This window comes from Paraprevotella clara YIT 11840 (genome assembly GCF_000233955.1).
GTDB lineage: Bacteria > Bacteroidota > Bacteroidia > Bacteroidales > Bacteroidaceae > Paraprevotella > Paraprevotella clara.
Map to the genome: position 1 here is coordinate 1 of NZ_JH376586.1, position 17,879 is coordinate 17,879.

The following is a 17,879-nucleotide window of genomic DNA, read 5'->3' on the forward strand; positions in this document are numbered from 1 at the left end:
GTGCCCTTTTTATCTATTTTTTCCTAGCGCGCTTCTTTCTCTCCTTGCTATTTTTCCATAATCTAGGTCATTATTCCGTTGTTTAGCGGGATGGAGTGCGTATTATGGTGGGGAGTGGAGAATATAGTTCAGGAGTATGCTTACAGTCTGGCCGAAGGATGTCTGAAGGCTTACTGAAAGATGACTTTCTCTATTCTTCAGTGGTAATATGTTGTATGTTAGGGCGTTCTCGGGATAGATGAAAAATGAAGCATGATTTGGAAAACTTACTGGGGAAAGGATGATTCTATGTCATTTTATATCTTGGTGGTTAAGAATAAATAGCATAGTTCGTCTGGTTTAAATTCGTTACTTAGGATTTTGTTTCAAATTTATCTCTGCTATCGTTTAAGATACAAACAAAAGCGTTATCTTTGTGAATGTCATGAACTACATCAGAGTTACTTATGCCTAAAGATAAGGCTAGTCCTAGAGTAGTTTCCTATGACAACAGTATATAAAGGGATTTATGTCTAAATTTGTTTGATTATAAAAAGTAAAGTGATGACTCACATCAATATAAAAGAAATCTTATGGAAGTTGCATATAGATAGCTTGACAGCGATGCAGCAAACCACGGTTGAGGAATACAGAAAAGGGAAAGACCTGGTACTTTTATCTCCGACCGGATCGGGAAAAACGATCGCTTATTTGTTGCCTTTAGTACAATCTTTAAAAAATGAGAATGTTCTTCAAGCTGTAGTATTGGTACCTTCTCGTGAGTTGGCATTACAAATAGAGCAGGTTTTCAAGTCTATGGGAACGGGCATTCCTGTTATGAGTTGCTATGGCGGCCGTCCGGCCATGGATGAGCACCGTACGATGAAAAGCTTGAATCCACAAGTTATAATAGGAACTCCGGGGCGTATGAACGACCATTTAAATAAAGGAAATATCGATGCCTCACATGTTCATACGTTGGTGATAGACGAATTTGACAAATGCCTTGAGATGGGCTTTCAGGAAGAAATGTCGGAGGTGATTGCACAAATTCCGTATTTGAAACGTCGCTTCCTTCTCTCGGCCACAGATGCGCCGGCTATTCCTCGGTTTGTATCAGAGGGAGATTTTTTGAAATTGAATTTCTTGGAAGATGAAGAGCAGATTCCGGAACGTATAAAGGTTTATACGGTGAAATCTCCAGAGAAAGATAAGTTGGAGGTCTTGTCCAAGCTTTTGTGCTATTTGGGAGATAAAAGTTCTTTGGTTTTTGTGAACTACCGTGAAAGTGTAGAACGAGTTTACCGTTATTTGCTTCAAGAAGGAATCTCGTGTGAGATGTTTCATGGAGGAATGGAACAGAAGGACCGTGAGCGTGCGCTTTACAAGTTCAGTAACGGATCGTGTAATGTGTTTGTTTCAACGGATTTAGCCGCGCGGGGACTGGATATACCCAATATAGACCATGTTATCCATTATCATTTGCCGCTCAATGAAGATGCTTATATTCATCGTAACGGTCGGACGGCGCGGTGGGATGCTTCCGGAAATGTCTTTCTCATATTAGGGCCGGAGGAATACTTGCCCGAGTTTATACAGCAGATTCCTGAAGACTATGTGTGGGAAGGGCCTAAGCCCGAGCCTGCCAAGCCCCAGTGGGTAACACTTTATATCGGAAAAGGAAAAAAGGATAAAATCAACAAGGTGGATATTGTGGGGTTCCTGTCAAAGGTAGGAGGATTGGGCAAGAGCGATATCGGGCGTATAGATGTGAAAGAACACTATGCTTTTGTCGCTATCAGGCGGAATTTGCTAAAAGAAACCTTGGCCGCCGTGTCCGGACAAAAGATAAAAGGCATCAAGACGATTATAGAAAAGACAAAATAAGATTACGAGTTGTAAGTGCAGAAAGCTGTTTTTTATAATATATGATAGCAAAAAAAGCGCTTGACTTAAAAAATGTGGCCTCAATCGTTGCTTTTATGGATTTTATTTTCTACTTTCGCAGATGTTATGCTTAGAGTAACTGATAATTAATCTTAAGTTTTACAATTTAGATGAAGAAGTATAATTTTAATGCAGGTCCATCCATGTTGCCGCGTGAAGTAATAGAGGCAACAGCAGATGCATGCTTGGATTTTGAGGGTAGCGGTCTTTCCCTGATGGAAATTAGCCATAGGGCAAAGAACTTCCAGCCTGTAGTAGACAAGGCTGTAGAACTGGTAAAAGAATTACTCGACCTACCGGCCGGTTATTCGGTTGTTTTTCTGGCAGGAGGTGCCAGTACGGAATTCTGTCGTGTTCCCTATAATTTTTTGGAGAAGAAGGCAGCTTATTTGAATACAGGTACATGGGCCAAGAAGGCTATGAAAGAAGCAAAGTTGTTCGGTGAAGTGGTTGAAGTTGCTTCTTCGGCCGAAGACAACTATACCTATATTCCGAAAAACTTTACGATACCGGCTGATGCAGATTATCTGCATATTACGACAAACAATACGATTTTCGGAACGGAAATGCGTTATGATTTGGACAGTCCTGTTCCTTTGATTGCCGATATGTCGTCAGATATATTCTCCCGTCCGGTAGATGTGAGCAAATATAATTGTATATACGCCGGAGCACAGAAAAACGTATCTATGGCCGGAGTGAATATCGTTATCGTAAAGGACGAAGCTTTGAATAAAGTAAGCCGCCAGATTCCCACAATGCTGGATTACATGACCCATGTGAAAAACGGTTCCATGTTCAATACGCCTCCGGTTGTACCCATCTACTGCGCCATGAAGAATTTGGAATGGGTGAAGAAAAACGGCGGAGTAGAGGCTATGGCTCAGCGTGCAAAAGAGCGTGCAGACATGTTGTATACCGAAATTGAACGTAACAAGTTGTTCCGTGGAACGGCAAAGGCGGAAGACCGTTCATATATGAATATTTGTTTTGTAATGAACGACGAATACAAAGAATTGGAAGCCGACTTTTTGCAGTTTGCTACGGAACGCGGCATGGTGGGCATAAAAGGCCACCGCAGCGTAGGCGGTTTCCGTGCTTCATGCTACAACGCACAGACGATAGAGGGCGTGCAGGCATTGATACAAAGTATGAAGGACTTTGAAGCTCAACATTAAAAGGCTATAAAGACAGGCACGCCTTATACAGAGGTGTGCCTGTTTGTTTATGGGATGTATTTAAATAAAATAACTATGGCTAAAATATTGATTGCTACAGAAAAACCGTTTGCCAAAATTGCAGTGGACGGTATCAAAGAGGTTGCAGAGACAGCCGGATTGGAAATCGTTTTATTGGAGAAATATACGGAGAAGGCACAACTTCTGGCGGCAGTGGCCGACGTGGAAGCCATGATAATCCGCAGTGACAAGATAGATAATGAAGTTTTTGATGCGGCAAAGAACTTAAAGATCGTTGTCCGCGCCGGAGCCGGTTACGATAACGTAGATTTGGCGGCTGCCACCGCACACGGGGTGGTGGTGATGAACACTCCCGGTCAGAATTCCAATGCCGTAGCCGAACTGGTGTTCGGTATGTTGGTATTCGCCGTACGTAACTTTTATAATGGAAAGGCCGGTACGGAGTTGAAAGGAAAGAAATTAGGAATCTTGGCATACGGTAATGTCGGTCGTCGCGTAGCGCATATCGCAAAAGGCTTCGACATGGATGTTTATGCATACGACGCATATTGCCCTGCGGCGGCTATAGAATCCGATGGGGTGAAGGCAGTCTCTTCGCAAGATGAATTGTTTGAAAAGTGCGAAGTGGTTTCCTTGCATATCCCGGCTACGGCAGAGACGCGTCAAAGCATCAATTATGCCTTGGTCGGCAAGATGCCCAAGGGAGGAGTGTTGGTCAATACGGCCCGGAAAGAGGTCATTAATGAACCGGAATTGCTGAAGTTGATGCAGGAGCGTACAGACCTGAAGTATGTCACGGACATCATGCCGGAAGCGGATGCAGATTTCCGTATGTTGGAAGGCCGTTATTTCTCTACACCTAAGAAGATGGGTGCACAAACAGCCGAGGCCAATATCAATGCCGGAGTGGCTGCGGCTCATCAGATTGCCGCATTCTTCAAGGACGGATGTACGAAATATCAGGTAAATAAATAATCGTAGGGGCTATGGCTTGGGTTAAACCGTTTAAGGGGCTTCGTCCGCCTAAGGATTTGGTGGAACGGGTAGAGTGTCGTCCGTACGACGTGCTCAGTTCGGAAGAAGCCCGTATAGAGGCAGGCGACAACGAGATGTCGCTCTATCATGTGATCCGTCCGGAGATAGATTTTCCGGAGGGAACGGATGAATACGCTTCATGTGTGTATGAAAAGGGGGCAGAGAATTTTGCCAAATTTCAGCGTAACGGCTGGTTGGTGGAAGACGCTAAGCCCATGTATTATATTTACGCACAGACCATGAACGGGCGGACACAGCACGGCATCGTGTTGGGAGCTTCGGTCAAGGACTATATGGACGGGATAATCAAAAAGCACGAACTGACGCGGCACGAAAAGGAAGAAGACCGTATGAAGCATATCCGTATTACGGATGCGAACATAGAACCGGTCTTTCTGGCTTATCCCGATAATGCCGCGTTGGCTTCTTTGATAGACCGATATGCAAGGCGTGAGCCGGAATATGATTTCGTGGCCCCGATCGACGGTTTTCGCCATCGGTTTTGGCTTGTGGATGATGAAGCGGATATTGATGCGATTACGAAAGAATTTGCAGCCATTCCCGCATTGTACATAGCAGACGGCCATCATCGCACGGCTGCGGCAGCTTTGGTGGGACAAGAGAAAGCTTTAGCCCATGGAGGGACGCACCCCGAGGCGGAATACAATTATTTTATGGCCGTGTGCTTTCCGGCAAGCGAACTGACTATCTTGGATTACAACCGCGTGGTGAAAGACCTGGGGTGCTATACCTCAGATGAGTTCTTGCAGGCTTTGGAGAAGGATTTCGAAGTGACTTGCATGGGCGGTTCGGCGTACAAACCTGCGCAGCCGCATGAGTTTTCGCTTTATCTGGATGAAAAATGGTACAGGTTGCGTGTACTTCCGGGACGTTTTGATGAAAACGATCCGATAGACGTGCTCGACGTGACTATCAGTAGCCGGCTTATCTTGGATGAGCTTTTGGGCATTAAGGATTTACGTCGGGATAAGCGGATTGACTTCGTAGGAGGACTGCGTGGTTTGGATGAACTGAAAAGACGTTGCGACAGCGGCGAGATGAAAATGGCGTTAGCATTGTATCCGGTGTCTATGCAACAAATCATGGATATAGCGGATTGTGGGAAAATCATGCCCCCAAAAGCTACTTGGTTCGAGCCTAAATTACGCAGCGGACTGGTGATTCATAAACTTTCATAAAGAAAAAATAATTATCTTTGCAACTCCGGTTGCCGGTGGAACCCGGCGGCCAGAGTTTTTTGAATAGGAAGGATATGGAAGGAAATGACGTATATAAGACGATAACAGCAGCGGCGGAAGGAGAATATAGCGAGAAGCGGAGCAAGTTCCTGGCTTTCATTCATCCTGTGCATACGGTAGACGAAGTGAAAGAGCAAGTGGAGTTCTATCAAAAGAAGTATTACGATGCGCGCCATTGTTGCTATGCCTATATGCTGGGACACGAACGGAAGGATTTCCGTGCCAATGATAACGGAGAGCCCTCCGGCACAGCGGGCAAGCCGATTCTGGGACAGATTAATTCTTACGGACTGACGGATGTTTTGATTGTCGTCATCCGTTATTTCGGTGGAATCAAGTTGGGGACGAGCGGTCTGATACAAGCCTACAAGGCGGTGGCTATCGAGGCTATACAGGCGGCCCGGATTATAGAAAAGACTGTGGACGAGGAAATCACGTTTTTCTTTGAGTATCCTTTCATGAACTCCGTCATGCGCATTGTCAAGGAGGAAGAGCCGTCTATTGTCCGTCAAGGGTATGAACACGATTGCAGCATGACGCTGCGCATCCGGAAAGGGAGTATGCCACGCCTAAAATCGAGACTGGAGAAAGTGGAGACATTGAGGTTTGAAGACGATGGAGAGTAGAAGAGGGAAGTGTCAGATGGAATAAAAAGAAACGGTGTGTTCCGCCAGAAGAGGGGAACACACCGTTTCTTTTTTTGATATGGGGTCAGGTTTACAGATTATTGCATTCATCCACCCATGCCGTAGCCGACGCGTCGCTGGGCATTCGCCAATCTCCACGAGGACTCAGGCTACAGCTTCCCACCTTAGGACCGTCGGGCAGGCAGGAACGCTTAAACTGTTGCGAGAAGAAACGACGGAAAAACGTTGTCAGCCATTTCTTTATCGTTTCGTCAGTGTACTTTCCGGCGAAAGCATATTGGGTCAGATAGAATATCTTGGACGGGCGGAAGCCGAAACGCAAGGTATAATATAGGAAAAAGTCATGCAGTTCGTAAGGACCGACCAAGTCTTCTGTTTTCTGGCTGATGTTGCCATCTTCGTCTGCCGGTATCAGTTCGGGGCTGATCGGTGTGTCCACGATATCCAACAAGGTGGCTTGGGAGGATTCGTCGATGACGCTGTCGGCCACCCACTTGACCAAATGTTTCACCAACGTCTTGGGGATAGAGGCGTTGACGCCATACATGCTCATGTGGTCACCGTTGTACGTGGCCCATCCCAAAGCCAGTTCCGACAAGTCACCGGTTCCCACTACCATGCCATTCATCTGGTTAGCCACATCCATCAGAATCTGCGTACGTTCGCGTGCCTGTGCGTTTTCATACGTCACATTATGGTTGGCCATGTCGAAATTCAAGTCCTCGAAATGTTGTATGCAGGCCTTTTTAATGCTGATTTCTCGCAGGGTTACCCCCAGGCTTTTCATAAGGTTGACGGCATTGGTGTAAGTACGGTTGGTGGTTCCGAAGCCGGGCATGGTCACGCCGACGATGCCTTTGCGCGAGAGTCCCAATTTGTCGAACGTTTTGGTGCAGACCAATAAGGCAAGGGTGGAATCCAGTCCGCCGGAAATCCCGATGACTACGGTCTGGGTTTGTGTATGTACCAATCTTTTGGCCAGTCCTGCTATCTGTATGGCAAAGATTTCCTCGCACCGTCCGTTCAGTGCCTTTCCTGCCGGAACAAAAGGCATCGGATTGACTTTACGGCTTAATTCAATGTTTTTGGAAGCAAACAGTTCGGTGTCTATCTGTATGACGTCGTGCGATTTCAACCGGGCTACAGAAGCGCTGAATGTGGTGTTCACACGCCTTTCCGCACGCAGGCATTCTACGTCTATTTCGCTGTAAACCAGTTGTTCTTTAAAAGAGAAACGTTCGTTTTCCGCCAACAGCACTCCATTTTCGTAGATAAGTGCCTTACCGGCAAAAACAACATCCTGTGTGCTTTCGCCGAATCCTGCCCCCGAGAATACATAACCGGCGAGACATCTTGCACTTTGTTGTGCCAACAAGGCTTTGAGATAGTCCTGTTTGCCTACGCCTTCGTTGTCTGCACTGAGGTTGAAAATGATTTCAGCTCCCTGGAGTACCAATTCGGAACTGGGGGGAATGGGAGCCCATACGTCTTCGCAGATTTCCACTCCGAAACAGCAAGAGGGAGTATTGAAGACCAGGTGGCGGCTCAGCGGCACCATTTGTCCGCAAATCAATACATTGCTGTTTCCGTGCACATCGCCGGATGTGAACCAACGTTGTTCATAGAATTCCTTATAGTTGGGCAGATAAGTTTTGGGGATAAGCCCTAAAATCTTCCCTTTTTGTATCACTGCCGCACAATTCAGCAGCGTACCGTGGTAAGCGACAGGCAGTCCTATGATAGAGATGATGTCTAATGAGCGGGTGAAGTCGAGGATGCTGATAAGGCACATTTCCGCTTCGTCGAGCAGCAGTTGTTGGGCAAATAAGTCGCCGCAAGTGTAAGCCGTGATGCTAAGTTCCGGAAAACAAATGATTTCTACGCCTTTACCTTCCGCCTGAATAATCAAACTTTCAATTTGTTGCGCGTTGTATTTGCAATCTCCTACTTTTACGCCGGGGATGGCTGTGGCAATTCTGACAAATCCGTAATTCATGTTGCTATGTTTGATATTTGTTCCTTGAAGATAAAAAAAGAGATTAAGAGACTGATAGTGAGTTAGATTTATTGTCGTTACCCATAAAGGGGTTACGAATTAGTTATAGTACAGATGTTTAGGTTCTCTGCGCTTTGCATAACTTCAAAAAACTCCTGCTCTTATTATACTGCAAAAATAATTCAAAAAAATGACATACCAATGGATTTTATCGGATAAATATCCGGGTTTCCGCATATAGTGTTTTCATATCCCATTTCATCGTAAAAACGTCGCCTCATAAATTCAACGACCATTTTACGACAGGGACATAACCGAAAGAAATATCCCCCGTTACGACTCAATTCGCGAGTACCGTAACGGGGGACAATTCTTTATTGCCGGTTCTGTACGGCATACTTCGTAACTCATACACTTCTCTTTTATTCTGGCGAAAGCATAATGGTTTTCCTTTTCAATTTCGCCTCTGTTTCGTCATCCTCCATATCCGTCTTCAGTGGATCGCTTCGAGGGCGTTCCGTTATCAGTCGCAAAGGAAACTTCGGGTTTTGCCGGTAAAACAAGGTCAAGCCTCCTGTTTTTGAAAAAATCTCCACACCTCCGTTGTCGGGTAGTATTTTTTCAAAAAACCTTGTTTTCCCCAACCGCTTCGTTTATGGGGCAACTGAAACGAAAACGACCGAAGCGACCGGAAGACGCATAAAAAAAATGTCGGATTACGAGAGGCGAAAAAGAGAACGAAACTCAACTCCCTCAGCTCTCAAATCCGCATAAATAAAAAATCAAAAAGCGAAAAGGATATGAAAGCAGGACAATACATAGTGCAGACATTGCGGAGATTGGCAACCGCATTATTGAGAGCCATTTTCGGTACAATCCTTTGGGTAGGTGCTTCCGTCATCGGCATTGCAGGCGAGGTTATCTGAGGAGTGTTCCGTATCGTGTTGGGCGTGTTTGTTACGCTTGTTTCAATAATCGCCTTCTTCGGCTTTATCGTATGGTTATTAACAATTTAACATCCAAGTATATGAAAACGAAAAGACATTCAAAGACAGCATCACAGCAGTGCAGATATTACGAGGTGGACAACATCTTCGAGTATATGGTGGAAACCTATATCAACGGCAATTTCAGCACCTTTCAGCAGTTATTCCGAGAACTCCGCAAGGACGCAAGGGAGGACTTCATGGACTTTCTGTTAAGCGAGGTAGAGCCAATCTATTGGCGAGAGATTTTGAAAATGACCATTCTGTAACCCATTAAAACGACTGACGATATGAAGACAACAGACCATTTCAAGAGAACGATACAAGCCTATTTGGAACAAAGGGCAGCGGAGGACAAACTCTTTGCGGTGGCATACCGCAAGGAGGACAAGAACATAGACGATTGTGTAACCTACATTCTCAACGAGGTGCAACGGAGCGGTTGTAACGGCTTCACGGACGGAGAGGTGTACTCTATGGCAGTCCACTACTATGACGAGGATGATATAGAGGTCGGAAACCCCCTTTCTTGCCAAGTGATGGTAAACCACACGGTGGAACTCACGGAGGAGGAAAAGGCGGAAGCACGAAAAAGAGCAGTCGAGCAGTACCAGCAAGCCGAACTCCGCAAGATGCAGGAACGCAACAAGAAGCCGACCGCCAAGCAAGAAACCAATGTCCAACCCTCATTATTTGATTTAGGCTTATGAAACCGAGAACACGCATACAGAAAGAGGTAGTCCGTCTGTCAAACGGACTGCCCAAACCGACCGAAAGTCAGACCGCATACGCATTTGAGCATTGTTTCAAGCACTATGCACACCGCACGAAAGGCGGTATCATCACTTGCACCGAGTGCGGACACCGATGGAAAAGCAAGCATCAACTTGCCGAAAGCATTTGCGGATGCACCTGCCCACATTGCGGAAAGGAACTTGAAATCCTTGATACACGCAAACGGGTATTCAGGGAGAACGCATATTATTCAGTCATCACCACACGGAAAGGCTATCAGGTGGTACGCTACTTTATGGCAAGGGCAACTTTCAAGGTGGGACAGCCTGCCGAATATTCATTAAACGAAGTAGTGCAGTGGTGGTTCGCACCAAGCGGAAAGTCGGAAATCATAGCAAGGCTCAGAAGTATGCACACCCTATATTACGATATGTGGAACGAATGGAGTGATATTGCATTGAGGGGTAACAAGAGCCATAAGGCATACGACATTGACGCATACAAGACCTACCCGACAATCAAGGTCATACCCGAACTGAAACGCAACGGCTTTGATGGGGACTTGCACAACCTCACTCCGCAAGAGTTGTTCCCTGCCATTCTTACCGACAGCCGAGCGGAAACACTGATGAAAGCAGGACAATATCCGATGTTACGCCATTATCTGCATCGTACTTTCAATATCGGGGACTATTGGGCGTCCATTAAAATCTGCATCCGTAACGGCTACACCATATCCGACGGCTCTATGTGGTGCGATATGATAGACTTGCTCCGTCATTTCGGCAAGGACACGCACAGCCCGAAGTATGTTTGCCCGACCGACCTCAAAGCCGAACACGACAGGTTGGTACGGAAACGCGACAGACAGAGGGAACGCGAGCAGTTGAAGGAACGGAAGCAGGAAGCGAAGAAGTACGAAAAGGAATACCGCAAACTCAAAGGCAAATTCTTCGGTATTGTCTTTACAGACGGAACACTGAACATCCGTGTATTGGAAAGCGTGGCGGAATTTGCGGAAGAAGGAACGGTAATGCACCATTGCGTGTGGTCTAACTCCTACTACCTCAAAAAGAACTCCCTCATCCTTTCGGCTACCATAGACGGGGTACGCATTGAAACGATAGAAGTGTCGTTAAAGACATTCAAAGTGGTGCAAAGCCGTGGAGCGTGCAACCAAAACACCGAGTACCACGACCGCATTATAGACCTTGTGGACAGCAATATGAGCCTAATCCGCAAGCGAATGAGAAAAGCAGCATAGTATAAACTCTAAAACGATAATGATATGGAAGTAAGAATTGAAAGCATGGTTTGTCTGTGGGACGATAAAATCCCCACTTTGTTCCTTGAATTTGTAAACCTCCTCACATTGACAACAAGTGAGGAGGGGTTAAGGAAAGGTATAAAGGAGTTTGCCGAAAAGCACGAACTTGACAGGTTCTTCCTTTACGGCTTCGGCTCTCACCACTTCTACCTGCACCAACGCTATACAAGCAATCCCGAAATGGTGATGAAGAACAGAATTTTATCAGTACACTTCTAATAACATAACACATAAGGATATGGACAGAAAGAGAAAGCTTCATTACTACAAGTATATCGTCAAAAGGCATTTGAACGATATAAGGGCACATATCGGACAATCCAAGAACGAAATGGAGAGAAGCTATTACCGCACCCGCTATGCCGCCCAATTAAGTATCTATGCCGAAGCACTCGGCATACAAGAGAGATATTTGGAAAGATTTATTCAAAAATAGACGATTATGACAACACGAATGACCATCAACGGAGTAAGTACCTGCACGGAAGCAGGTACGGAGAAATACGAAAGTTTCCAATCGGGTTTCGGCAGACGCAAGCGGACACTTGTGCAATACGACTACCGAAGCGAGGACGGAGAATTGTTCTCCTGCGTAAAACCGACATTGGACGAGTGCCGAACCGCAAGGGACAAGTGGCAGAACAAGAAGCAAGGAAAGGAGGAAAGACAATGAACGCAACCTATCAAACGATAATCGTCAAGTTCAAGGAAACGATAACGGAATTGAACGGCATTTTCAGTGATGTGCAGTTTTGGGGAGTGGCAACCCTCAAAGAGTGGATAGACGACTACGAAAGCACCCGTTTCACGCAGACAGACAGCCATACGGCAGTCATCACGAGCGAATACAATATGGAGTGTGTGAAAGAGTGGTTGCACAGGCATAGCGAGATAGCCGAATTGACAGAGTATTAACAGCGTGAGGCGGTGGAAACACCGCCCTCACCCAAAAACAAGTATTGAACAGATAAAACAGAGTATATTATGATAGCACAGACGATTTTACAGCAGATGGGAGGACATAGATTTGCACTCACGACCGGCAGCAAGGATTTTATCGGTTTGGGCAACGGCTTACTGATGAGCCTTTCACGGAACAAGACTTCCGCCAACCGCCTTGAAATCATTTACGACGAGGGGTTAGACCTCTATAATATGCGTTTCTACCGCAAGACATTCAGCAAAAAGACCTTCGAGAGCAAGACGAAAGACATCGCCAAATACGAGGGGATATATTTCGATATGCTGGAGGAAATCTTTACGGAGGTAACGGGATTAAACACCCGACTTTTTTAAGCGGTGGCGGCATTTGCCGCCGCTACTTTCTTTCAGTGAGCAAGGGGCGGACAAAGAAAGTAGCAAAGAAACCATTGTCTATAATCTGCGATTAAAGCACAAAAGTATATTTCTATGAAAGAGGAAATCAGACAGAACGGTAAAACGGTATTGGAGAGCGAGGATGGCTTATCCGTCGGAATGATATTCAATAACCTTACAGGGGTAAACTTGAAAGGTCTGGAGTATCGGAACTATTTGGATTGTGTCCTGCTTCCAATGGGACTGAAAAAAGGAACGTTGGAAATGTTCCCGGATGGTGTTCCCGTGAAAAGCGGAACGATACGGTAATCGGAATACCCCAAAATCAAAAGCAGCCTGCCGAACGGAATCCGGCAGGCTGTCTTGTTTTTAAGATATGGCTACTCCATATTTACCGTCTTTCCAAACAGCCTTTCCATATCCCCGTGCATACGGCTCATCTCACCTTTTACACCTGCAAATTCTCGAATATAATCTGTTTGGGCAGTATCTTGTGGCAATAATAACCCGAACCGAAAGGGGGGCGACCCAACTTGTTGTATTGCACCCGCTTGTCAAACAGAAGCAACTGCAATTCCCTGTCCTTGAACAGTCGGTATGGTGCTGCATCGTTCAGCCACATATTGGACATCAGCAAGGCAAAGGGTTTCCGGAAGGACAGGCATCGTTCAAAGATCTCCTTCTTGTTGCCAAACGGAGGATTTGAAACGATGATGTCCCAATATTCCGGCTCATAATCGAAGAAATCCTTTCCCGTCAGGATATGCGAATGGACGACCTTGAAGCCGTGTTCCTTCAATGCCAACACGAACTCGCTGTTATCCGTATCGAATGGACACCATATAACCGCTTCTTACGGCAGGTATTTGATGATGGGCAATACCGCATGACGAGGCGTGTACCTCTCATTGCTCTCCTTTGTACTTTTCATCTGTATCATAGACATAGGCTATCTCCACGGTTTTACGACAACCAACGAATCCAACGGCTTGTGTATAACCGGCGGATTAGTACCGGAGTCCACATCTTCGCCTTCATCCCCGTTGTCGTGGTTGAAGTCAAATTCCAATTCGCAGGACGTGCCGAAATTGTCCTCCACGACCACGATGAAATTCTGCGACTCGTCGCACTGTGAGGTATAATACAGGCGGAACTTCTCGTTTTCAAGCAGGTAGCGGTCATTGGGCAGCAAGGTCAGGTTGTTGTCCAAAGAGAGCGAACCCTCCCCGTCATACTGAAAATACCGTATCGTGTAGAGTGCATCGGCAAACTCTCCCGACCGTTTGAGTTCGCACCGTATCTCGGCGGTTTCTCCTTTCACCAGCTCCTTCGGAACGGGCATCGTCTCCACCGTAAACTCGTAGGACTGCTGTACCTCCAATTCGTCATTGCAGGAGGTCAGGCTGACAAGTGCGGCAACCATACAGCCGCACATACACATATTGATTATCATTCTTTTCATTGTCATTTCGTTTTTAATCAGTTAATGATGAATTTAATTCCCAATCCATACTGCGTATGGAAATGCCCCGTGCTGCCTCCCCAGAGGAAACGCTCACGCACGGAAGCGGTCAAGGCAATACGGTCTGCCAGATAGACCTCCATTTCAAGGGTAGCGGCACAGCCGTATATGAACGCATCCTTGTTGTTCAGCCGGGAGCCGTCATAAAGCAGTTTCTCGCCCCAATTCACGGTCTCATACCCGACAAGAGCCGAACCGCCAATGTAGAGGAACATGATTTTCCTGCGGTCGGAAAGGAAGTTGTAATAGAAGCCGCCCTCCGCCGTGAACTGCGATACCGGCAACCTTATCTCCCTGTACGGCTTGTAGCGTTGCAGGTATTCCGCCCCATATATCCATTTGTTCCCTCCTTTCGTATAGGACGAGAGTGCCGCTCCGAAATAATATCCGGCTTCATTCTGCAAATCACCCGTGTAGAACCCGTCTGCCATGCCGCCCCGAAGTTCAATGCCCTTCATCTTTGGCAGACAGCGTTGGGCATGTGCCTGCCCTGTGAACAGGGCAAGCGACAAAACCATCAATAACAACACCTTTCTCATATCAGCGTACCTTCAGTTCGTTTATGACCTTTGCCAGCACCAAGTCCCCGTTTTCCACGATGAAAGACTGATGGCGACCTCCGTTCTTCTCGCACAGTTCGATAACAAGCTGTTTGTCATCGGGTATGGTAAACTTCGGCAGGCAGAACACCGTGCGTTCCGACTGTTTGCCCGCTACACGGACGGTATAATTGAAGGCTCTGACAGGAAACAGTACCTGTTCCTGAATGGCAGTACGTTTCGCCATTTTCTTGTCCACGACCTTGAAGTTGATATAATCCACATCGAAAGGCACGTTTGACGAGTTCTTGATTTCCGTACGCAGATATAGCAGGTCATTATGCACATAGATACCTTTGAGTACATACTGTATCCCGAAACGCTTGCTGCCGATATGCTTTACAATACGCTTGTCCTCCTTGTGAACCGACTTCATAATCAGGTGTACCAGCATGGGACTTTCGCTTCCGAGTTCTTTCAGATAGATTTCCTGTGCGTTGTTCGGACGGTTTACCGACTCGCCATCGTGGATGAAGTCGCACATCTCCACGTTCAGCAACAGTGGCTCATCGGCATACTTCACATTAAAGGTATAAAATGAACCGTCCTCCGTAATCACGGACATATTCGTCTCGTTTTGGAAGTTCTTCACGGTAGCCTTCACACGGATGACATTTTCCGCCCCGTCCGCTTTACCCGCAATGAGGTTGGGCGAACCCAGATCCACATAGCGGACAGATGCCGGGAACAGGATATGGACGGTCTTGTCATAAGTAACCTCCAATCCGTGAGGGGGTATCATGCGGTCGAACATCAGTTTGCGGGAAAGTCCGTGATACAAGTCACCGTTCTCCGTCTGTTGCGGATAGACATCCTTTTCCAATTTCAGTTTCTCCGTCTGCCCTGCCGCCGTTTCTTCTGCGGTTGCCGTAACCTCTTCCGTAACCTGCGAGGCGTTGTTACCGTTGCTGCCGTTTTTCACTTCCTGTGCGTTTGTGGCACATACAATGCCCATCGAGAGGGCGAACATTAAAAATATTCTTTTCATTTTACTTTGGATTTAGTGGTTTATAAAAAAGTTGATCAATCAGTTTTCGTATTGGTAGAGCAGGACTTTGTAGCCTGCCTTCAGGTGGACTTTCACGGTACGCATCTTTTTGGCGATATACTGGCTCGTGCCCTGTATCACACCCTTGCCCAAGTCGGAAGCGAGCTGCGCCCCGGCATTGGTGGATATGTTGATGCTTGAACCGAGCGAACTGCCCATGTTGGCGGCAATCTCCTTGACGGCATCAATCTCCATAGAACCGGGGATGAAGATACCCTCCTGACCGTCGCTGTCGAATACAGCCAGCTCCACGGGAATAATCGTCCCTCCATATTCAATCGAGGTGAGTTCGATACCGAGCCGTTCACCCTGTACCCTTGCACCGCCCACGACAACCGTGTTACGGGGGATAATCCTGCCTGCCAAACGCATTGGCTCCAGCAACCGCAGGCGTACCGCCTGCCCGTCGGTAATCGTCTGGTCGGCATGGACGCAGGCGGCAATGGTATTCTTGCTTTCTTCGTCCGTCATACCTATGGCGGTGTTGAACCCGAAGTTCCGTTCATCCGTATATCCGGCGACAAATTCCGCATCACTCATCGGTCGGGCCAGCGAGGACACGACCCGTTCCCTGACCTGACCGACCGGCATAGCCACCGCCTTCCCGTTTCGGACTGTCGGTTTCTCGTTTTCCTCCGTAACCGTATTCTCTTGCTGACCGTTCTTTCCGGTGTACTTCGCCGCCAATTCGTAGGACTTCTCCAGCAAGGCTATCTGCTCGTCCATAGACGAGGGCTGCTCCTGCTGTTGCTCCATCATCGCCTCCAATTCTTCCACCCGTTTTTGCAGTTCCTCCTTTTCGGGGTCTTCTTCGGGACTGTCGTAAAAGTTGCCCAATGTGGCGTTGATGTCCCGGTAGGCACTTGCCGACGAGTGTATCGCCGTCGGAGTCCGGTTTCCGCCACCCGTGTAGCCCGAAGACGAGCCGCCCGGATTGAGCAGGTCATAATCCTCCTCGCTGTCCTTGCTTTCCTGTTCTCCCTCTTCGCTTTCAAACAAAGAGGCAAGGTCTTGCACGGCACGGTTTCTTTCCCGCCTCTGCTCTTCGAGTTTTGCCTGCTCGTAGGCTTTCTCCTTGTCCCCGATAATGGCGGCATCCGTCGGAAGCGGCATATCGGTATTGAAGCCCGTTCCGGCTTGTTCCGCTGCCTTCTCCTCTGCCGAAGGTGCGAAAATCAGCCACATCAAACCGAGAAACATAAGTCCCATAAGCGGATAGACCAGCATCTTCTTTCGCTTCTGCCTTTGTGCCTCCGTCAGAGGCTCTTTCGGGGTGTTCCCTTTCTCCCCGTCAGGTTTCCTTCTCATCAGTTCATTCCACTTCATAGGCAACGAGTTTTTCAGCCGGTATCATGCCGGCTTCGGTTTCACAATCGGGAACTTCCGTATCATAGTCATAAGGTACTATGCCCCGTTCACGGGAGGGAAGTTCCAGCTTCTCTATATGTTCCATCTCCAGCCGTTGTCCTTTGCCCTTGCCGAAGTCGCATACGGCTGCCGCCAGCATCACGAGGCAACCCGCGGCGAAGAGCGAGAACATCACGAGGACGGTCGTAAGACGTGCTTTCGGGGAAAGCGACTCCAGACGCTCGCGCAACCGTCCTTCAAGGGCGTCGCGCCATCCGGTAATCCGTTTTATTGTTTTCTTCATGCTTCTATCTTTCAATCGTTCGTAAATCTTTATTCTCTAAAATGGTAAAACCCTCTATGGTAAACCCGTTGGGGTTGTCGTCGCTCCGCGTGGCGTTCAGCAGACGGCACGAAGTGACAAGGCTCCGTTCGGTCACGTTGCTCTCACGGATAATCATCTGCCGTGCGTATGCGGTCGCACTGTACGGGTAGTTGTCGAAACTGCACACCACGCTGTCCACCTGCAACACCTGATTGATATTGCCCGCGATGATACGGTTGTAATAACCTTTCTCCGTGAAATCGGCATAGTAGTTATAGGCACTCTTGTCCGCCATGAGCAGGGCGCGTTTGAGGTTATGCTCGATAGCACTCTTTTCGGGAGACAGCGTAAAAAACAGCTCGTGAAAGCGTCGGACGTGTTCCCTCGCCTCTGCCGGGCGGTTCTGCGACATATCCTGCGAGAGCGCGAGCATCAGCGACTTGCCGTTGTCCAAGACATAGATTTTCTGCCGCTGCGCCTCCGCAAAGCGGAACGCGCTGAACACGGAACAGATGACCACAAGCGAACAGGCGGCAACGAACACTGTCCCGAACAGGCGTATCTGCCTGAAGGATGTTTCGATATTCTTCAATGACTTAAATTCCATAATA

Annotated in this window: 21 protein-coding genes and 2 pseudogenes; 15 read left to right on the forward strand and 8 right to left on the reverse strand. The window is 47.4% G+C overall.

The genetic code is table 11. The features are described 5' to 3' along the window. Positions 1-543 precede the first annotated feature (543 nt). The 5 genes from HMPREF9441_RS02910 to HMPREF9441_RS02930 all read left to right on the forward strand — a co-directional run bounded on the left by HMPREF9441_RS02910 (position 544) and on the right by HMPREF9441_RS02930 (position 6,045). Positions 544-1,866: a DEAD/DEAH box helicase gene (locus HMPREF9441_RS02910; RefSeq protein ID WP_008617816.1), complete on the forward strand. Its 1,323-nt coding sequence runs from the start codon at positions 544-546 to the stop codon at positions 1,864-1,866. 170 nt (positions 1,867-2,036) lie between these two features. Next, positions 2,037-3,104: a 3-phosphoserine/phosphohydroxythreonine transaminase gene (gene serC / locus HMPREF9441_RS02915; RefSeq protein ID WP_008617817.1), complete on the forward strand. Its 1,068-nt coding sequence runs from the start codon at positions 2,037-2,039 to the stop codon at positions 3,102-3,104. 75 nt (positions 3,105-3,179) lie between these two features. After that, positions 3,180-4,100 carry an NAD(P)-dependent oxidoreductase gene (locus tag HMPREF9441_RS02920; RefSeq protein ID WP_172634906.1) on the forward strand — a complete coding sequence of 307 codons (921 nt, stop codon included), beginning with the start codon at positions 3,180-3,182 and terminating at the stop codon, positions 4,098-4,100. 11 nt (positions 4,101-4,111) lie between these two features. Further along, a complete protein-coding gene (locus HMPREF9441_RS02925; RefSeq protein ID WP_008617819.1) occupies positions 4,112-5,359 on the forward strand; it encodes a DUF1015 domain-containing protein in 1,248 nt (415 codons plus the stop codon). 74 nt (positions 5,360-5,433) lie between these two features. Further along, entirely contained in the window at positions 5,434-6,045 is a 612-nt protein-coding gene (locus HMPREF9441_RS02930; protein WP_172634907.1) for an IMPACT family protein, read from the forward strand. Between the two features lie 91 nt (positions 6,046-6,136). Here HMPREF9441_RS02930 and HMPREF9441_RS02935 read toward each other — a convergent pair whose 3' ends face one another. Further along, entirely contained in the window at positions 6,137-8,062 is a 1,926-nt protein-coding gene (locus HMPREF9441_RS02935; RefSeq protein ID WP_008617821.1) for an NAD(+) synthase, read from the reverse strand. A gap of 800 nt (positions 8,063-8,862) precedes the next feature. Between HMPREF9441_RS02935 and HMPREF9441_RS19165 the strand changes: the two genes are divergently transcribed. From HMPREF9441_RS19165 to HMPREF9441_RS02985, 10 genes are all read left to right on the forward strand, one after another. Then, on the forward strand, positions 8,863-8,988 hold the full coding sequence (locus HMPREF9441_RS19165; RefSeq protein ID WP_008617832.1) for a hypothetical protein: 126 nt from the start codon (positions 8,863-8,865) through the stop codon (positions 8,986-8,988). A gap of 101 nt (positions 8,989-9,089) precedes the next feature. Next, positions 9,090-9,317, forward strand: a complete 228-nt coding sequence (locus HMPREF9441_RS02945; protein ID WP_039864848.1) for a hypothetical protein — start codon at positions 9,090-9,092, stop codon at positions 9,315-9,317. Between the two features lie 21 nt (positions 9,318-9,338). After that, on the forward strand, positions 9,339-9,758 hold the full coding sequence (locus HMPREF9441_RS02950) for a PcfK-like family protein (RefSeq protein WP_008617834.1): 420 nt from the start codon (positions 9,339-9,341) through the stop codon (positions 9,756-9,758). Further along, a complete protein-coding gene (locus tag HMPREF9441_RS02955; RefSeq protein WP_008617835.1) occupies positions 9,755-11,047 on the forward strand; it encodes a PcfJ domain-containing protein in 1,293 nt (430 codons plus the stop codon). Before HMPREF9441_RS02950 ends, HMPREF9441_RS02955 begins: the two co-directional genes overlap by 4 nt. 24 nt (positions 11,048-11,071) lie before the next feature. Next, the gene (locus HMPREF9441_RS02960) at positions 11,072-11,329 is read left to right on the forward strand and encodes a hypothetical protein (protein ID WP_008617836.1); all 258 of its coding nucleotides are present in this window, start codon (positions 11,072-11,074) and stop codon (positions 11,327-11,329) included. A 19-nt stretch (positions 11,330-11,348) separates the two neighbouring features. Continuing rightward, a complete protein-coding gene (locus HMPREF9441_RS02965) occupies positions 11,349-11,546 on the forward strand; it encodes a hypothetical protein (protein ID WP_008617837.1) in 198 nt (65 codons plus the stop codon). Between the two features lie 6 nt (positions 11,547-11,552). Further along, positions 11,553-11,783, forward strand: coding sequence for a DUF3873 family protein (locus tag HMPREF9441_RS02970; protein WP_172634908.1), 231 nt, complete (start codon positions 11,553-11,555; stop codon positions 11,781-11,783). After that, complete coding sequence (locus tag HMPREF9441_RS02975) at positions 11,780-12,025, forward strand: DUF6956 domain-containing protein (protein ID WP_008617839.1); 246 nt, start codon at positions 11,780-11,782, stop codon at positions 12,023-12,025. The genes HMPREF9441_RS02970 and HMPREF9441_RS02975 overlap by 4 nt, the downstream gene beginning before the upstream one ends. A 69-nt stretch (positions 12,026-12,094) precedes the next feature. Next, on the forward strand, positions 12,095-12,406 hold the full coding sequence (locus HMPREF9441_RS02980; protein WP_008617841.1) for a hypothetical protein: 312 nt from the start codon (positions 12,095-12,097) through the stop codon (positions 12,404-12,406). Positions 12,407-12,520: 114 nt separating this feature from the next. Next, positions 12,521-12,736, forward strand: a complete 216-nt coding sequence (locus HMPREF9441_RS02985; RefSeq protein WP_008617842.1) for a DUF7688 family protein — start codon at positions 12,521-12,523, stop codon at positions 12,734-12,736. Positions 12,737-12,807: 71 nt separating this feature from the next. Here the strand turns inward: HMPREF9441_RS02985 and HMPREF9441_RS02990 are convergent. From HMPREF9441_RS02990 to traK, 7 genes and pseudogenes are all read right to left on the reverse strand, one after another. Next, positions 12,808-13,271, reverse strand: a pseudogene (locus HMPREF9441_RS02990) (tRNA (adenine-N(6)-)-methyltransferase). A 105-nt stretch (positions 13,272-13,376) separates the two neighbouring features. Continuing rightward, a complete protein-coding gene (locus HMPREF9441_RS02995; RefSeq protein ID WP_008617850.1) occupies positions 13,377-13,895 on the reverse strand; it encodes a DUF3872 domain-containing protein in 519 nt (172 codons plus the stop codon). An 11-nt stretch (positions 13,896-13,906) separates the two neighbouring features. Further along, positions 13,907-14,488, reverse strand: a complete 582-nt coding sequence (locus HMPREF9441_RS03000) for a conjugal transfer protein TraO (RefSeq protein WP_008617857.1) — start codon at positions 14,486-14,488, stop codon at positions 13,907-13,909. A 1-nt stretch (position 14,489) separates the two neighbouring features. Then, a pseudogene (gene traN / locus HMPREF9441_RS03005) lies at positions 14,490-15,371 on the reverse strand (conjugative transposon protein TraN); the annotation flags it as partial. 204 nt (positions 15,372-15,575) lie between these two features. Next, entirely contained in the window at positions 15,576-16,922 is a 1,347-nt protein-coding gene (gene traM, locus HMPREF9441_RS03010; RefSeq protein ID WP_008617860.1) for a conjugative transposon protein TraM, read from the reverse strand. Next, positions 16,909-17,247, reverse strand: coding sequence for a TraL conjugative transposon family protein (locus tag HMPREF9441_RS03015; RefSeq protein WP_008617866.1), 339 nt, complete (start codon positions 17,245-17,247; stop codon positions 16,909-16,911). Before HMPREF9441_RS03015 ends, traM begins: the two co-directional genes overlap by 14 nt. A 4-nt stretch (positions 17,248-17,251) precedes the next feature. Beyond that, positions 17,252-17,875 (reverse strand): conjugative transposon protein TraK, encoded by a 624-nt coding sequence (gene traK, locus HMPREF9441_RS03020; RefSeq protein ID WP_008617867.1) that lies wholly within the window; start codon positions 17,873-17,875, stop codon positions 17,252-17,254. Positions 17,876-17,879 lie beyond the last annotated feature (4 nt).

Bases quoted from the DNA above. Each gene is read 5' to 3' on its own strand.
- HMPREF9441_RS02910 (WP_008617816.1), top strand. From the start codon at position 544: ATGACTCACATCAATATAAAAGAAATCTTATGGAAGTTGCATATAGAT.
- serC (WP_008617817.1), top strand. From the start codon at position 2,037: ATGAAGAAGTATAATTTTAATGCAGGTCCATCCATGTTGCCGCGTGAA.
- HMPREF9441_RS02920 (WP_172634906.1), top strand. From the start codon at position 3,180: ATGGCTAAAATATTGATTGCTACAGAAAAACCGTTTGCCAAAATTGCA.
- HMPREF9441_RS02925 (WP_008617819.1), top strand. From the start codon at position 4,112: ATGGCTTGGGTTAAACCGTTTAAGGGGCTTCGTCCGCCTAAGGATTTG.
- HMPREF9441_RS02930 (WP_172634907.1), top strand. From the start codon at position 5,434: ATGGAAGGAAATGACGTATATAAGACGATAACAGCAGCGGCGGAAGGA.
- HMPREF9441_RS02935 (WP_008617821.1), bottom strand. From the start codon at position 8,062: ATGAATTACGGATTTGTCAGAATTGCCACAGCCATCCCCGGCGTAAAA.
- HMPREF9441_RS19165 (WP_008617832.1), top strand. From the start codon at position 8,863: ATGAAAGCAGGACAATACATAGTGCAGACATTGCGGAGATTGGCAACC.
- HMPREF9441_RS02945 (WP_039864848.1), top strand. From the start codon at position 9,090: ATGAAAACGAAAAGACATTCAAAGACAGCATCACAGCAGTGCAGATAT.
- HMPREF9441_RS02950 (WP_008617834.1), top strand. From the start codon at position 9,339: ATGAAGACAACAGACCATTTCAAGAGAACGATACAAGCCTATTTGGAA.
- HMPREF9441_RS02955 (WP_008617835.1), top strand. From the start codon at position 9,755: ATGAAACCGAGAACACGCATACAGAAAGAGGTAGTCCGTCTGTCAAAC.
- HMPREF9441_RS02960 (WP_008617836.1), top strand. From the start codon at position 11,072: ATGGAAGTAAGAATTGAAAGCATGGTTTGTCTGTGGGACGATAAAATC.
- HMPREF9441_RS02965 (WP_008617837.1), top strand. From the start codon at position 11,349: ATGGACAGAAAGAGAAAGCTTCATTACTACAAGTATATCGTCAAAAGG.
- HMPREF9441_RS02970 (WP_172634908.1), top strand. From the start codon at position 11,553: ATGACAACACGAATGACCATCAACGGAGTAAGTACCTGCACGGAAGCA.
- HMPREF9441_RS02975 (WP_008617839.1), top strand. From the start codon at position 11,780: ATGAACGCAACCTATCAAACGATAATCGTCAAGTTCAAGGAAACGATA.
- HMPREF9441_RS02980 (WP_008617841.1), top strand. From the start codon at position 12,095: ATGATAGCACAGACGATTTTACAGCAGATGGGAGGACATAGATTTGCA.
- HMPREF9441_RS02985 (WP_008617842.1), top strand. From the start codon at position 12,521: ATGAAAGAGGAAATCAGACAGAACGGTAAAACGGTATTGGAGAGCGAG.
- HMPREF9441_RS02995 (WP_008617850.1), bottom strand. From the start codon at position 13,895: ATGACAATGAAAAGAATGATAATCAATATGTGTATGTGCGGCTGTATG.
- HMPREF9441_RS03000 (WP_008617857.1), bottom strand. From the start codon at position 14,488: ATGAGAAAGGTGTTGTTATTGATGGTTTTGTCGCTTGCCCTGTTCACA.
- traM (WP_008617860.1), bottom strand. From the start codon at position 16,922: ATGAAGTGGAATGAACTGATGAGAAGGAAACCTGACGGGGAGAAAGGG.
- HMPREF9441_RS03015 (WP_008617866.1), bottom strand. From the start codon at position 17,247: ATGAAGAAAACAATAAAACGGATTACCGGATGGCGCGACGCCCTTGAA.
- traK (WP_008617867.1), bottom strand. From the start codon at position 17,875: ATGGAATTTAAGTCATTGAAGAATATCGAAACATCCTTCAGGCAGATA.